Source organism: Xanthomonas translucens pv. cerealis (assembly GCF_006838285.1).
GTDB lineage: Bacteria > Pseudomonadota > Gammaproteobacteria > Xanthomonadales > Xanthomonadaceae > Xanthomonas_A > Xanthomonas_A cerealis.
Genome location: NZ_CP038228.1, coordinates 3,518,563 through 3,532,338, shown reverse-complemented (window position 1 = coordinate 3,532,338; position 13,776 = coordinate 3,518,563). Strand labels below are relative to the sequence as shown.

The following is a 13,776-nucleotide window of genomic DNA, read 5'->3' as shown; positions in this document are numbered from 1 at the left end:
GCGGACGATGCGCTTGCCGGTCCCCGGTCCCGACCCGGCGCCACGCGCCGGGCCCTCAATCCGCTGAAATCACCCGGTTCTTGCCCGCCTTCTTGGCCTCGTACATGGCACGGTCGGCGCGCTTGACCAATACGTCCTGGGTCTCGCCGGCGCGGCGCATCGCCACCCCGGCGCTGAAGCTGATGAACACGCGCTGGTCCTCGTGCACCAGCGCGCGCTGGGCCAGGGCGCGTTGCACCCGGGTCACCGCTGCGGCCGCTTCGAAGATGGTGCAGTCGGGCATCAGCAGCAGGAATTCCTCGCCGCCGAAGCGCGCGATCGCGTCGCTGCCGCGCAAGGTGGTGCGCGCCACCTCGACCACGTGGCGCAGCGCGGCGTCGCCGCCGGGATGGCCGTAGATTTCGTTGAGCGCGCGGAAATCGTCCAGGTCCAGCATCGCCACGCACAGCGGCTGGGTGCTGCGCTCGGTGCGCACCAGTTCGCGCGCGAACAGTTCGTCCAGCCCGCGCCGGTTGAGGCTGCCGGTGAGCTGGTCCACCCGTACCAGCCCGCTGACGTCCTGCAGCTCCTGCTCCAGGCGCAGGATGCGCTGCTCGGCGGCGTCCACTTCCTGGCGCGCGGCGATCAGGTGGTCGCGCGCGCGCAGCGCCTGCTGCTGCACGTGGCCGGTGTCCTGCAGCACTTCCTGCAGCAGACGGTTGAGGTCGCCGATGCTGCGCGCGTCGCGGATGGTCTGCGAATAGTCGGCGATGCGGTCGTGGAATTCGCTGGTGCTGATCGCCATGCCATCCAGGTTCTCGACGAAGGACACCATCATGTCCTTCATCGCCTCCTTGGATTCGGCGATGCCCTGCTTCAGCAGGCCCTGCTTGTAGATCACTTCGCGCAGGCTGCCGCGCGCTTCCTCGATCGAATAGCGGTCCAGTGGGCCGCTGATCATGTCGCGCACCACCGCGATCTGGCCCTGCAGCCAACTGGTGTCGTCGAGCAGTTCGCCGACGTTCTCCAGCAGCAGGTCGAACAGACCCAGCAGCAGGGTCTGCTGCTCCTGGCTGTCGCTGGCGCGCAGCGACACCTGATGGCACAGCTCGCGCACGCGCTGCGCCACCGGCTCCAGCGGCAGATCCGGGCGCCATTGGCGCAGCGCCTCGCCGGTGGCCTCCGCTTCGCTGGCCAGTTCCGGCAGGGCGTGCAGCAGCGAGGCCAGTGCGCCGGCGATGGCCTGGCGCAGCAGGTCGCGCAGGCGTTCGGTGTCGCTGGGTCCGGCCAGCGGATCGCCGACGTCGATGGTGCGGATGTACTTGTCGATCAGCTGGCGCAGCGCGCGGCCGTAGCTGGGCCAGTCGCTGCTGCTGGCGGCCGATTGCAAGCGCCGGCCCATGTCGCCCAGCTCGCCGTGCAGGCCAGCCATGCCGTTGGCGAAGGCGCCGAGCAGCTCCAGCGGCTGGTGGGCGTGGTTGAACAGGTGGATCAGCGCCGCGGTGGCCGCGGCCGGATCGGCGTGCTCGCCCGGCGCCGCAGGCGCGGCACCATGACCATGCGCACGGGCATGGCCATGGCCATGCCCGCGTGGCGCCACCGCGGAGGCGGCCGGCGGCGCCGGTTCACGGCGACGCGGCGACAACAGCTTGCGCAGTCCGCCGACGGGTGGCTCGTCGCGATGGTCCGGCATGCGGACGCTTCCTCCCAGTAAACGCGCCGCCCATGGCGACACTCAGGAACAGGATATCGGCGTTGGCGGCGCGGGCTTGAGCCGGTGGCCGCCAGCCAGCGCCGCGTCACGCAGCGCTGGCTGGCGGTTCGACAACAGGGCGGCCTATTCGGGAATGGAGCGCACGCCTTAAAGTGCAGCGCGGATCTCGTCCAGGCTGGGCGGGTTGGCGCCGGCGCGGGTGCAGTTGATCGCCGCGGCGGCCACGCAGAAGTTCAGCAACTGCTGCAGCGCCGGCGCCGACGGGGCGAGCGCAGCGAGCGCGGCCAGGTCGGGCAACTGGTGCAGCAGCGCGGCCTGGAAGCTGTCGCCGGCACCAACGGTATCGGCCACCTGCACCGCGCGCCCGGCCACGCGCGCCTCGGCATCACCGCGCCAGGCTACCGCGCCGTCGCTGCCCAGGGTCATCACCACCAGCGATGGGCCCTGCTGCAGCCAGCTGCGCGCGATCGCGAACGGATCCTGCTGTGGGTACAGCAATTCGATGTCCTCCTGGCTGACCTTGACCACGTGCGCCAGCGCGATCCAGCGCGCCAGCCGCGTGCGCCACATCGCCATGTCCGGTTCCACCGTCGGCCGCACGTTCGGATCCAGCGAGATCAGCCGCTGCGCGCGCTCGCGCTCGGCCAGGGCCTGGAAGGTGCTGGCGGTGGTCTCGGCGACCAGGGTGTAGGAGCCGAAGTGCAGGCCGCCGACCGCCGCGCCGAGCGCCGGCAGGTCGGCCACGGTCAGCACGCGGTCGGCGCAGCCGGTGCCATAGAACGAATAGTTGGGTACGCCCTGCGCGTCCAGCGCGACCATCACCAGGGTGGTCGCCTCGGCCTTGTCGATGCAGTGCTGCAGGGCCACGCCTTCGCGTTCCAGGGTGTTGCGCAGCTGGCGGCCGAGCGGATCGGTGGACAGCCCGGTGAACAGTGCCGCCGGCGTGCCCAGGCGGGCCAGGCCGATCGCCACGTTGAACGGCGAACCGCCCTGGCGCGCGGTCATGCCGACCGCGGTGCCGGCATAGCCGTCGATGAAGATGTCGTACAGGGCCTCTCCACACACCACGAACATCGAACGGCTCCTCGGTTGGCTGCAGCGGCGCCGGACGGCGCGATGGGCGGCTATTGTGGCGTACAAGCCGCAGCGCGGCGACCATGCGTGGCGTGTGGGCTCGTGGCGGCCGTGCAGGCGCGCGGTTTGTGTGTCGGGCGCGCGAGGCTGCGCCGTGGCGTCATCCGCCCCTTCGGGGCACCTTCCCCCGAAAAGGGGGCCATGGTCCCGAAGGGAGAAGTGAACTGTGACCCCTCTCCCATCGGGAGAGGGGTCAGGGTACGGCACGAAGCGTCTTGTGGATTCGGAAGCCGATCGAATCCGCATGCCGACCGCACTTTGCCCCTGAGCCTGCGATCGTCGTAGCTTCCTCCAACCATCGCGCAAAGGCGCTTTCGATGAAGATCCTGCTCGCCGGTGCCACCGGCCTGGTCGGTTCGCATGTGCTGGCGCAGTTGCTTGCCGCGGCGGAGTGCAGCGCGGTGGTCGCCCCGACCCGGCGCGCGCTGGATGTCGTGCACGCCAAGCTGGACAACCCGTTGGTCGATTTCGAGCAATTGCCGGCGCAGGCGCCGTGGTGGCAGGCAGACGTGGCGATCTGCGCGCTCGGCACCACGATCAAGCAGGCCGGCTCGCGCGCCGCGTTCCGCCGCGTCGATCACGCCTACCCGCTGGCGATCGCGCGGCAGCTGCGGCAGCTCGGCGCCACCGCGTTCGCGCTGAACTCGGCACCGGGCGCCGATCCGCGCTCGCGCCTGTTCTACAACCGGGTCAAGGGCGAACTGGAGCGCGACCTGCAGGCGCTGGGCTTCGCCTCGCTCACGTTGGTGCGGCCGAGCGCGCCGCCGCCGCCGTGCTCGGGATGCTCGCGCCGCTGCTGCCCCGGCGCTATCGGATCAACTCCGCCGCGCTGGTCGAACATGCCCTGCATCCGCGCGCCGGGGGCAGGTGGTGGATGCGGCGCAGTTGGCGGAATGACCGCCGGCTGCGCCGCGGTCGGGACTGAAGTCCCTCCTACAGTTGCCCCTGTCGCTGATCCGAAGCCGGATTGCGGCGAAACGCTGCAACCCTGCGACCGCGCCCGGACCTCTGGCGCCCAGCGACTGCCCGCCGTCTAACGCCAGCACCTGCCCCGTGATCCAGCGCGCCTGCGGCGAGGCCAGGAACAGTGCGGCGTTGCTGACGTCCTCGAGCGCGCCGAAGTCGCCGAACGGAATGGCGGCACGGATGCGCCGGTACAGTTCCGGCTGCTGCGCGCGGCGCTGGTCCCACAGCCCGCCGGGGAATTCGATCTAGCCGGGCGCGATCGCATTCACCCGGATCCGTTCGCGCGCCAGTTCCGCGGCCAGGGTGGTCGTGTAGTAGTTCAGCGCGGCCTTGGCCGCCGAGTACGCTGGCACCCGCGGTGTCGGCCGCAGCGCGTTGATCGAGCTGATGTTGAGGATGCAGGCACGGTGGCTGGCGCGCAGCAGCGGTAGCGCGGCGCGGTTGCAGCGCACAGCGGCCATCAGGTCGATGTCGAATCCGGCCTGCCAACTGGCGTCGGTGATCGCCAGGCCGATGCCGCGGCTGGCGCCGGCGACGAGGACGCCGCAGCCCGCGACGGCGGAAGGGTCGGTCATCGGCAATTCCTGCGGCGGCGCCGGCATGCGCCGGGCACCGATTATCGGCAATCCGCAGCGCGGGGCCGGGTTCTGGCACCATGGCGGCCCGCCGTGCACGCAAGCGGCCAGCGCGACGGCCTGTCCGGGCGCGTCCGCCAGCGGCCGCTGCCGCGCATGCCCGGCCAGCGCCCTCCCTCTTTCCAGGATCCTCCCCGCAGTGAAGAAGACCTACCAGCTCCGCATCGAAGGCAAGCACCCCGACCGCCTGCTCGACGCCAGCAAGCACGACATCCGCAAGTACATCCGCCGCGAACGCCGCAAGACCTTGCCGGCGGGTGCCGACTACTGGGATTTCGACACGCTGTTCGGTGCCGAAGAGGCCAGCGCCGCGGTGGTGCCGCCGGCCGAGCTGCTGCGTTCGATCGACGCGCTGGTCGCTACCGGCGGCACCCAGTTCTATGTGGAAATCCGCAGCAGGCCGGGCAAGCGCACGCCGCGGCCGCAGGGTGACAGCGCCGCCGTGGCCGATCCGTTCGACGATTGAGGGCGGTTCGCGCATCTGCCTGCGGGAGCGGATCCGGGTGGCCAGCGGGGCATCGGCCGCGATGATCGACACGGGGGCGTTGCGGCTGCTGTCGCGGCTGAAGCCGCTGCCATAGTGCCTTCGCCAGCCAGCTGCAAGCTGCTGTAGGAGCGGCTTCAGCCGCGACCGACAGGATCAGCGCACGCAATGCATCGGATCGCTGGCGACCGTCGCGCTGCGAAATAGCGCGCGCATCCCGTGCCACCGGCCGCGCGCAGCGCCGCGAGCCCCATCAATCCTTCGCAGGCGACCCGCCAGCGCCCGGCGCAGTCGCCGCGCGCAGCTTGTCCTTCTTGCTCGGGCGCTTGCCCTTGATGCCTCCCGTCTGCGGCGCCGCTTCGGCAGCGGCCACGGCGGCCACGGCCGCCTGCGCCGGCTCGAAACCGGCAATGCGCTCGCGTGGCACGCGCAACTGCTGGCGCTTTTCGATCAGGCGCAGGTGCGCCGCGCTGGCCGCATCGACGAAGCTCACTGCCAGGCCGTCGGCGCCGGCGCGCCCGGTACGGCCGATGCGGTGGGTGTAGTCGGCGGTGGCGCGCGGCAGGTCGTAGTTGACCACCACCGGCAGCTGCGCGATGTCCAGCCCGCGCGCGGCCACGTCGGTGGCGACCAGCACCTGCAGCTGGCCGCTCCTGAAGCCGGCCAGCGCCTGGTTGCGGCGGCCCTGGCTCAGTTCGCCGTGGAACGGTTGCGCCGGCATGCCGGCCTTGTGCAGTTTCTCGGCCAGGTTGTCGGCGCCGCGCTGGCTGGCCACGAACACCAGCGCCTGCGGCCAGCCCTCGCTGTGCAGCAGGTGCCGCAGCAGCGCGGTGCGCTGCGCGCTGTCCACTTCGATCGCGCGCTGGCGGATCGTCGCCGGGACCGCGGCGGCGGCGTCCTCGCCGATGCGCCGCGGCCCGCGCAGCAGGCGTTGCGCCAGCCCTTCCACCTCGGCCGGGAAGGTGGCCGAGAACAGCAGGGTCTGCCGGCGCCGCGGCAGCAGTGCCAGGATCCGGCCCAGTTCGGCTTCGAAGCCCAGCGCCAGCAGGCGGTCGGCCTCGTCCAGCACCAGCGTGCGCACCGCGCCCAGGTCGAGCGCGTTGTGCGCGGCCAGGTCGAGCAGGCGGCCCGGCGTGGCCACGACGATGTCGGCACCGCCGCGCAACTTCAGCATCTGTGGATTGATCGAGGCGCCGCCGGCAACTGCGGCGACCTTGATGCGGCGCGGCAGGTAGCGCCCCAGCGCCTGCAAGGTGTCGCCGACCTGCGTGGCCAATTCGCGGGTCGGCACCAGCACCAGGCCGTGCACGCGGCGGCCGGGCGGCAGCAGCGCCGCCTGCTGCAGTAGCGGCAGCGCGAACGCGGCAGTCTTGCCCGAGCCGGTCGCGGCACAGGCCAGCAGGTCGTCGCCGCGCAGGATCGGCGCGACCGCCTGCGCCTGGATCGGCGTGGGTGCGGTGTAGCCGGCGGCGTCGAGCGCGCGGGAAAACGCGGGCAGCAGCTCGGGCGCTAGGCCCAGCGTGGCGAATGGCATGCAACGGAATCCAGGCAAGGGGCGGTCGGGCGAATGCGGCACAGGTGCGCCGCATCGCGATGGAGGCAGGCGCGCAGCCTAACCGCAGCCGGCCGTGCGCGCGAGGCGCGTGGCGGCCGACCGCGCGCCGGCAGCGTGTGCGGCGCTGCGCTGCCAATGCCAAATGCCAAATGCCAATAGCGACACGCGACGACGCACGGCTATCCATGGCGGATGGCCGTGCGTGGCGTTGCGCTGGCAGCGGTGCTTACTGGTTGCAGGTCACGCCGACTGAACTGAACGCCGCAGTCACCGCCGCCGCCGAGCGGCCCAGGTCGCTGGCCGCGGTGCGCACGCCGCAGGCGCCGCTGTTGAAGCTGGTGCTCGGGGTCCAGTACAGGCGGTTGGCGCGGGCGAACACCTCGAAGGCGCTGCGCGTGTTCCAGCCGGACGTGGTGGCCAGCTTGTAGAACGCCTTGTTGTAGACGCCGGAGGAGTAATGCACGTCCAACCCATTGCGGTAGTTGGCGGCGTTATCGATCGAGGCGCCATCCTGCGGCGGATTGGCCATGTAGCGCAGCGCGCCGTTGGACTTGAAGATCTCCGGGCCGACCAGGAAATCGTTGCTGCCCTTGAGGTAGTACTCGGTGGCTTCGCCGGCGATGTCCGAATACGCTTCGTTGATGCCGCCGGGCTGGCCGGAATAGGTGAGGCCGGAATTCTGCTCGGTGAAGCCGTGCGAGACCTCGTGGCCGGCGACGTCGATGCTGACCAGCGGATGGAAGCGGGTGTTGCCGTCGCCGAAGTTCATCGTCGAACCGCTCCAGAACGCGTTCTCGTAGCGGGTGCCGTAGTGCACGCGCATCACCAGCTGGAAGCTCAGCGGCGCCACCCCGGCATAGGCGCGGTACATCTTGTCGATGACGCCGCCGAAGTAGTGCGCGTCGTTGATCGGCGAGTAGGCGCCGTTGATGGCCTTGTAGGTGTTGCGCGGGCAGGCGAACTGGTAGGCGGTGCTGCCGGAGCTGCCGCCGTTGAGGTCCACCGACTTGACCGCGCTGTCCTGCATGCGGCAGTTGTTGTCCACTTCAAGGAAGCCGTGGATGCTGCCGCTGCTGCCGTATTCGTATTGCCCGGTCTTGACGTTGCCGCCGGGGCCGCTGGCATCGCGCGTGGTCAGACCCTCCCATTGCCGCAGCACCGCGCCGTTGCGCGCATCGACGATCACGAACGGCCGGGTCGGTTCGCCGCCCTGCGGCGCGTCGGCGAAGAACGACACCACATAGGCCATGTGTGCGCGGTCGTCGTCGTCCAGGTAGATCATCTGCGGCGCCTGCGCGCGCTCGATGCGGCGCGCGGCCAGCGCGTCGCCGAGCGCGGCGCGCTTGGCCACGTCCAGCGCGCGGTCGGCCGGCAGCAGCGCGGCCGCGGCGGCGGGCGCGGTGGCCGGCAGTTCGCTGGCCATGCCGGCCACCGAGCGGCCGAACAGGTTGCGCACGCGGCCGTCGCCGTGCTCGCTGACCACGACGTGCTCGCCCCAGATCGGCACGCCGCGGAAGGTCTGCTGGTAGCGGCTGTGCACGGTGCCGTCGTCGTCGGTGCTGCTGCTCAGCAGGTGCAGTGCGGATTCGGCATCCAACCCGACCAGTTCGGCATGGCGCACCGCGGCGGCGGCGGGTACGCCGCCCAGGCTGGTGGCGGCGGCTTGGTACTGGGTGTTGAGCGCGCCCAGATCCTTGCCGTGCAGATCCACGCGTTCGGCCGCGGAGGCGGAGGTGGCGGCGAGGGCGAGCAGCAACGACGGCAGCGGCGCCAGCGGGCGCTGGCGGCGGATGGACTGGGTCATGTCGAGTTCCTCTGAGCGCTAGGGAAAGGCTTGCCGGCGCGGCAGCGCATGGCGGCCAAGTTGCTTGCGTTTGCGTTGTGGATCACGGCGGCGTTGCGACCGATGGCACGCTGCCGTTCCCCTGGATACGAACATAACGACGCAATTAACATTTTTGGTAGACAGGTTGAGTTCATGTTTCAGATGTGGGATGGCGAGCCTGATGTCCCGCTTCGCCCGCGTGCTGGTCGCTAAGCGGGCCATGAGGATGCGAAACGGTGTTTCGGCAACAGCGCGGTTTCGCTCCAGCCCTGGTGTGCTTCAGGCGCAGCGGGCGGTTCGCGCCAAGCGGAACTCGAACGATAATCGCGCTGCACTGCGTTGCAGCTACGATTTTTATCGTTTATCGCAAGCCGCGCTCGCGCCGCTGCGGTATGCCGGAAAGCCATGATTCGGCATTCGCAAAAAAAGCAAAAAACCACACGTTTTCAGCTGAATTACGCACAATCAACGCGCTTGATTGCGATGCTTTTCTGGGCTGTAGAAGAGCGACGCCGATGCTCGCGCGATATGCATGGAGTTAATCGTAGACGCGGGCGATCCAAAACGCGCGGCAAGTCACCGTTGCGGATATTGGCGATTGCCGCCGCGGAGAGCGGGTTGCTATATAGCTGTCGCCTTGGTGCGCTGCTGGTGCCCGCCTAGTCTTCCTCCTCCCTTTGGAATCGCAACCGTATGCGCGGTTCGCCCCTGTGGCCGATGTCGGCTGCGCTCGCCGTGACGGTGCGCGGATGCCTGCGGTGCGCGCCCGTGCTGGCCATGCGGCAGCGCGGGCGCGATTGCACGGCACGCCGTGTGCTCGGCATGGCGCTGGTCGCGGTGGTGCTGATCCCGCCGTCGCTCTCGGCGCAGGCGGCGGATATCGGCGCGCTGCGGCAGGCGGCGACCGGCGCGCGCTTCAGCTACGGACATTCCACCTACCGCCTGATTCCAGGCGCGATGGTGCGCCTGCACGCCGAACAACGCCTGCGCGGGCCGCATCCGGCGGATGCCGGGGACCGTGTGGCGGCACGGGTCGGCCCGTACGCGATCCTGCTGGGGCGCGAGGCCCGCGACGCGGCGCATGCGCCGCCGGATCCGTTCACGCCGGACGAACGCCTGGTCGCGGCGATCAACGAACTGACCGCGCAGACCGTGCTGGTCGCGCCCAAGCTCAAGTTGTTCGGCACCACGCCGGCGGTGGCCGACGCGCTGGCACGCAGGACCGGCGGCACCACGGTCTACGCCTCGGCGATGGATGGCAGCGCGGCGATCCGCTACGGCTCGGTCGAGGCCGCGCATGCGGCGCTGATGCAACTGCAGAACGCCAGCGGCGTGACCGAGGTGGCGCTGCAGGTCATCCAGAGCGTCGACGAGCGCAACTGATGGATCGCCACGCCGCCGCCGCCGTGTGCGGCGGCGGCGCGCAGTTCAGCCGGCCAACGCCAGCTCGTCGAGCATCGCGCGCAGGAAGCGCGCCGCCTCGCCGCCGGTGCAGGCACGGTGGTCGAAGCTCAGCGACAGCGGCAGCAGCTTGTGCGTTTCCACCCCACCCAGCACCGGCACCAGCTGGTGGCGGGCGCGGCCGGCGGCGATGATCGCCACGCACGGGGGCACCACGATCGGGGTGGCGTAGCGCCCGGCGAACATGCCGAAGTTGGACAGCGAGATGGTGTAGCCGCTGAGTTCCGTGGCGGCGATGCTGCGCGCCTCCACCTGCTGGCGCAGGCGGTTGACGCCTTCGCGGATACCGCGCGCATCGAGCATGTCGGCGTTGCGCAGCGCCGGCACGAACAGGCCGTCGTCGGTGTCCACGGCGATGCCGATATCCACATGCGCGTGCAGGGTGCGGGTCAGCGCCTCGCCGTCGAACCAGGCATTGAGCGCGGGCACCGCGTGGCAGGCGGCGACGATCGCGCGCACCAGGCGTGCGGTCATGTCGTTGCCGGGTGCCCAGGCGTGGAGGTCGGCATCGTCGTTGAGCGTGGTCAGCACCACCTCGCGTTGCGCCTGCGCCATCACCCGCGCCATGTTGCGGCGCACGCCCTTGAGCGGCTCTGGCTGGCCGTGCGCGACGACGCCGGGCGGCTGGGTGCGCATGGGCTTGCCGGTGGTGGACAGTGGCGTGCGCGAGGGTGCTGCAGTTTTTGCAGGAGCGGCTTCAGCCGCAACCTGCGGCGGCGGTGTGGTCGCGGCTGAAGCCGCTCCTACAACGGCCGAACCGTTCGCTGCCGCCTGCTTCACGTCGGCCAGGGTCACGGCGCCGTCGCCGCCGCTGGCGCGCACCCGTGCCAGGTCCACGCCCAGTTTCTTTGCCAGCGCGCGCACCGCCGGCATCGCGCGGACCCCGCCGACCGAAACCGTGCGCTCGCTGTGCACGGCGTTGGAGCTTTGCATCGCGCCGACCACGGTGCCGGCGTCGTCGCGTGCGCCATCGCCTGGCGCCGCGTCGGCATCGCGCAGTTCGCCGCCGGTGTCGGAGGCGATCACGCGGTCGTTGCCGCCCGGCGCATCGGCGCCGGCGCCCTTGCCGGGGCTGGCCGGCGCGGCGCCGCCGTGGTGGTGGCCGGTGTCCTGGCCTTCGGCGCGCTGCGGCATGCTGGCGTCGGGCGCGAACTGCGCCAGCATGCTGCCGGTGACGACGATGTCGCCCGGCGCGCCTGCCAGTTTCAGCACCTTGCCCGAGACGGGCGAGGGCACTTCGACCACTGCCTTGGCGGTTTCCATCGACACCAACGGTTCGTCGAGCTGGATGGTGTCGCCTTCCTTGACGAACCATTCGACGATGGTGGCGTCGGGCAGGCCTTCGCCCAGGTCGGGCAGATTGAAGCTCTTGGTTTGGCTCATGTGGTCTCTTCCAGCAGTTCCAGGTCGCGCGCCGGCAGCCAGCCCTGCGCGCCATCGGCGCGCTCGGCCCACCACCAGTCGCCGTATTCGTGATGCAGGGTCACGGTGTCGCCCTGCACGGCATCCAGTTCGCGCGCGTCGTAGTCGCGCAGCGCTTCGGCGTGGCCGTCGCCGGTGGCGCGCAGCCAGGCCAGCGGCGCCCAGCCGGCGTTGCCGGCGGCGGTGGTGGTCCAGACGAACGCGGGCCATTCCTCGTCGCGCACGCCCAGCAGCACGCGCTCGCCGGCGGCGACGCGAATCGGGTGCCGGTAGGCGGCGCGGTAGTCGCTGAGCAGGCGCGCGCGCATCTCAGCCTGCGGCGACCGCACGCTTGGCCGCCGCGACGATCTTGTCCACGCTCGGCAGGTATTTCATCTCCAGCCGGAACAAGGGAATGTGCGTGTCGTAGCCGGTCACCCGCTGCACCGGCGCGACCAGGTCGTACATCGACTGCTCGGCCAGGCGCGCGGCGATCTCCGCGCCGAAGCCGGCGCTGCGCGGGGCCTCCTGCACGATCACGCAGCGGCCGGTACGCGCCACCGATTCGGCGATGGTGTCGAAGTCCAGCGGGCGCAGCGTGGCCACGTCGATGACTTCGGCGCTGATGCCGTCGGCGGCCAGCTTGTCGGCCGCTTCCAGCGCTTCCTTGACCTGCGCGCCCCAGGCGACCAGGGTCACGTCGCTGCCCTCGCGCAGCACGAAACACACGTCCAGCGGCAGCGCCTCGCCGTCGTCGGCGACCACTTCCTTGTACTGGCGGTAGATGCGCTTGGGCTCCATGTAGATCACCGGATCCGGCTCGCGGATCGCCGCCAGCAACAGGCCGTAGGCGCGCTGCGGCGAGGACGGCAGCACCACGCGCAGGCCGGGCACGTTGGTGAAGATGGCCTCGTTGGCTTCGCTGTGGTGCTCTGGCGCGCGGATGCCGCCGCCCCACGGCACGCGCAGCACCATCGGGCAGTGCAGTCGGCCGCGGGTGCGGTTGCGCAGGCGCGCGGCGTGGCAGATCAGCTGATCCACCATCGGATAGACGAAGCCGTCGAACTGCGCCTCAGCCACCGGCCTCATGCCCTGCGCAGCCAGGCCAACGCTGAGGCCGGCGATGGTGGTTTCGTCCAGCGGCGTGTCCAGCACGCGCTGCGCGCCGAAGCGCTGCTGCAGGCCGGCGGTGGCGCGGAACACGCCGCCGTTGACGCCCACGTCCTCGCCCAGCACCAGCACCGACGGGTCGTGCTGCAGTTCCCAGGCCAGGGCCTGGGTGACCGCTTCGATCAAGGTGATGGGGGTGCTGGTCATGGGGCTGTCTCCGCGCGCTGTGGCCGCGCTGTGGGCGGTGCCGGCCGCGTGTGCGGCGGCCGTGTCGGCGAGGCGAGGGCTGAACTCATCCATGGCGCTGCTCCAGGGCGATGGCGTCGGCGCGCTGTGCGAGCAGGTCCGGCGGCGGATCGGCGTACAGATAATCGAACATCGCTTCCACCGGCTGCACGGGGGTGGCCAGGTAGGCATCGACCTCGATGTCGACCAGGCGCGCGCATTCCTGCTTCCATGCCGCTTCCTCGGCCTCGTTCCACAGGCCCTGCGCGCTCAGCCAGGTGCGCATCCGGGTCAGCGGCTCGCGCTCCCAGGCGTGCTTGACCTCGTCGGCGTCGCGGTAGCGGCGCGCGTCGTCGGCGGTGGTGTGGTCGGACAGGCGGTAGGTCATGAATTCGATGACCGTGGCGCCCTGGCCGCACAGCGCGCGCTCGCGTGCCTTGCGCATCGCTTCCAGCACCGCGATCAGGTCGTTGCCGTCCACCTGCAGGCAGTGCAGGCCGCCGGCCAGGCCCTTCTGCGCCAGGGTCTGCGCGCCGGTCTGCGCCGCGCGCGGCACCGAGATCGCCCAGCCGTTGTTGATCACGCACAGGATCAGCGGCAGTTTGTAGGCGCCGGCGGAATTGAGTGCGGCATAGAAATCGGTCTTCGAGGAGCCGCCGTCGCCGCAAATGGCGACCGCGACATGGCCTTCGCCGCGCAGCTTGAACGCCAGTGCCGCGCCGGCGGCATGCAGGCACTGGGTGGAGATCGGTACGCAGATCGGGAAATCGCGGGCCGCGTCGGAATCGCGCAGGAAGTCGCTGCCGCGTTCGTCGCCGCCCCAGTACAGCAGCACCTCGCGCGGGCGCACGCCGCGCATGAACATGACGCCGTACTCGCGGTAGCTGGGCGCCAGCACGTCGCCGCTGCGCATCGCCGCGCCGATGCCGATGTGGGTGGCCTCGTGGCCCAGGCACGAGGCGTAGGTGCCGAGCTTGCCGGTGCGCTGCAGGGCGACCGCCTTGCTGTCGAAGGTGCGCACGTAGAGCATCTGCTTGAACAGCGCCAGCAGGGTCTGCGGGTTGGCCGAATCGGCCGGGAGGGCGCCGCGAGCCGGCTGGCCGTCCGCGTCGAGGTATTGCATGTACTGGATTTCGAACTGGGCGGCGATGGTCATGACAGCGGCACTCTCGACAACAAGTTTCAAATGATATGACCGGCATGTTAAGGACGGCGTGCACGAAAGCCGTCCTGCACCGCAGCACGGGATCTTGCTGGGTTGCAGCAAAAAACGTGCGCTGTGGGGGC

The 13,776-nt window shown here is 70.4% G+C and carries 11 protein-coding genes and 2 pseudogenes; 4 read left to right on the top strand and 9 right to left on the bottom strand.

Annotated elements, in window-relative coordinates; genetic code table 11:
• Positions 1-55: 55 nt before the first annotated feature.
• Both E4A48_RS15710 and E4A48_RS15705 read right to left on the bottom strand, forming a co-directional pair.
• Positions 56-1,672, bottom strand: coding sequence for a GGDEF domain-containing protein (locus E4A48_RS15710; RefSeq protein WP_039008234.1), 1,617 nt, complete (start codon positions 1,670-1,672; stop codon positions 56-58).
• A 168-nt stretch (positions 1,673-1,840) separates the two neighbouring features.
• On the bottom strand, positions 1,841-2,767 hold the full coding sequence (locus E4A48_RS15705) for a carbohydrate kinase family protein (RefSeq protein ID WP_142742749.1): 927 nt from the start codon (positions 2,765-2,767) through the stop codon (positions 1,841-1,843).
• Between the two features lie 377 nt (positions 2,768-3,144).
• On the opposite strand from E4A48_RS15705, the pseudogene E4A48_RS15700 reads away from it, so the two are divergent.
• Positions 3,145-3,724: pseudogene (locus tag E4A48_RS15700) on the top strand (NAD-dependent dehydratase).
• 116 nt (positions 3,725-3,840) lie between these two features.
• Here E4A48_RS15700 and E4A48_RS15695 read toward each other — a convergent pair.
• A pseudogene (locus E4A48_RS15695) lies at positions 3,841-4,585 on the bottom strand (SDR family NAD(P)-dependent oxidoreductase); the annotation flags it as partial.
• Between E4A48_RS15695 and E4A48_RS15690 the strand changes: the two are divergent.
• Positions 4,568-4,894 (top strand): DUF6172 family protein, encoded by a 327-nt coding sequence (locus tag E4A48_RS15690; RefSeq protein WP_039008228.1) that lies wholly within the window; start codon positions 4,568-4,570, stop codon positions 4,892-4,894. The pseudogene E4A48_RS15695 and the gene E4A48_RS15690 sit on opposite strands and share 18 nt — an antisense overlap.
• Positions 4,895-5,165: 271 nt before the next feature.
• Here the strand turns inward: E4A48_RS15690 and E4A48_RS15685 are convergent, their stop codons facing one another.
• Positions 5,166-6,446, bottom strand: coding sequence for a DEAD/DEAH box helicase (locus tag E4A48_RS15685; RefSeq protein WP_142742748.1), 1,281 nt, complete (start codon positions 6,444-6,446; stop codon positions 5,166-5,168).
• A gap of 247 nt (positions 6,447-6,693) precedes the next feature.
• Complete coding sequence (locus E4A48_RS15680) at positions 6,694-8,271, bottom strand: M4 family metallopeptidase (protein ID WP_142742747.1); 1,578 nt, start codon at positions 8,269-8,271, stop codon at positions 6,694-6,696.
• A gap of 202 nt (positions 8,272-8,473) precedes the next feature.
• Between E4A48_RS15680 and E4A48_RS15675 the strand changes: the two genes are divergently transcribed.
• Together E4A48_RS15675 and E4A48_RS15670 are read left to right on the top strand one after the other, a co-directional pair.
• A complete protein-coding gene (locus tag E4A48_RS15675; protein WP_142742746.1) occupies positions 8,474-8,701 on the top strand; it encodes a hypothetical protein in 228 nt (75 codons plus the stop codon).
• Between the two features lie 368 nt (positions 8,702-9,069).
• Positions 9,070-9,675 (top strand): hypothetical protein, encoded by a 606-nt coding sequence (locus tag E4A48_RS15670; RefSeq protein WP_230812958.1) that lies wholly within the window; start codon positions 9,070-9,072, stop codon positions 9,673-9,675.
• 45 nt (positions 9,676-9,720) lie between these two features.
• Here E4A48_RS15670 and E4A48_RS15665 read toward each other — a convergent pair whose 3' ends face one another.
• Genes E4A48_RS15665 through pdhA form a run of 4 tightly spaced genes read right to left on the bottom strand, consistent with a single transcriptional unit; the run spans position 9,721 to position 13,645 of the window.
• Entirely contained in the window at positions 9,721-11,136 is a 1,416-nt protein-coding gene (locus tag E4A48_RS15665) for a dihydrolipoamide acetyltransferase family protein (protein ID WP_142742745.1), read from the bottom strand.
• Complete coding sequence (locus tag E4A48_RS15660; protein ID WP_039008219.1) at positions 11,133-11,483, bottom strand: SH3 domain-containing protein; 351 nt, start codon at positions 11,481-11,483, stop codon at positions 11,133-11,135. The genes E4A48_RS15665 and E4A48_RS15660 overlap by 4 nt, the downstream gene beginning before the upstream one ends.
• A gap of 1 nt (position 11,484) precedes the next feature.
• On the bottom strand, positions 11,485-12,564 hold the full coding sequence (locus E4A48_RS15655; RefSeq protein ID WP_185910666.1) for an alpha-ketoacid dehydrogenase subunit beta: 1,080 nt from the start codon (positions 12,562-12,564) through the stop codon (positions 11,485-11,487).
• Entirely contained in the window at positions 12,557-13,645 is a 1,089-nt protein-coding gene (gene pdhA, locus E4A48_RS15650; protein ID WP_039008215.1) for a pyruvate dehydrogenase (acetyl-transferring) E1 component subunit alpha, read from the bottom strand. The genes E4A48_RS15655 and pdhA overlap by 8 nt, the downstream gene beginning before the upstream one ends.
• Positions 13,646-13,776 lie beyond the last annotated feature (131 nt).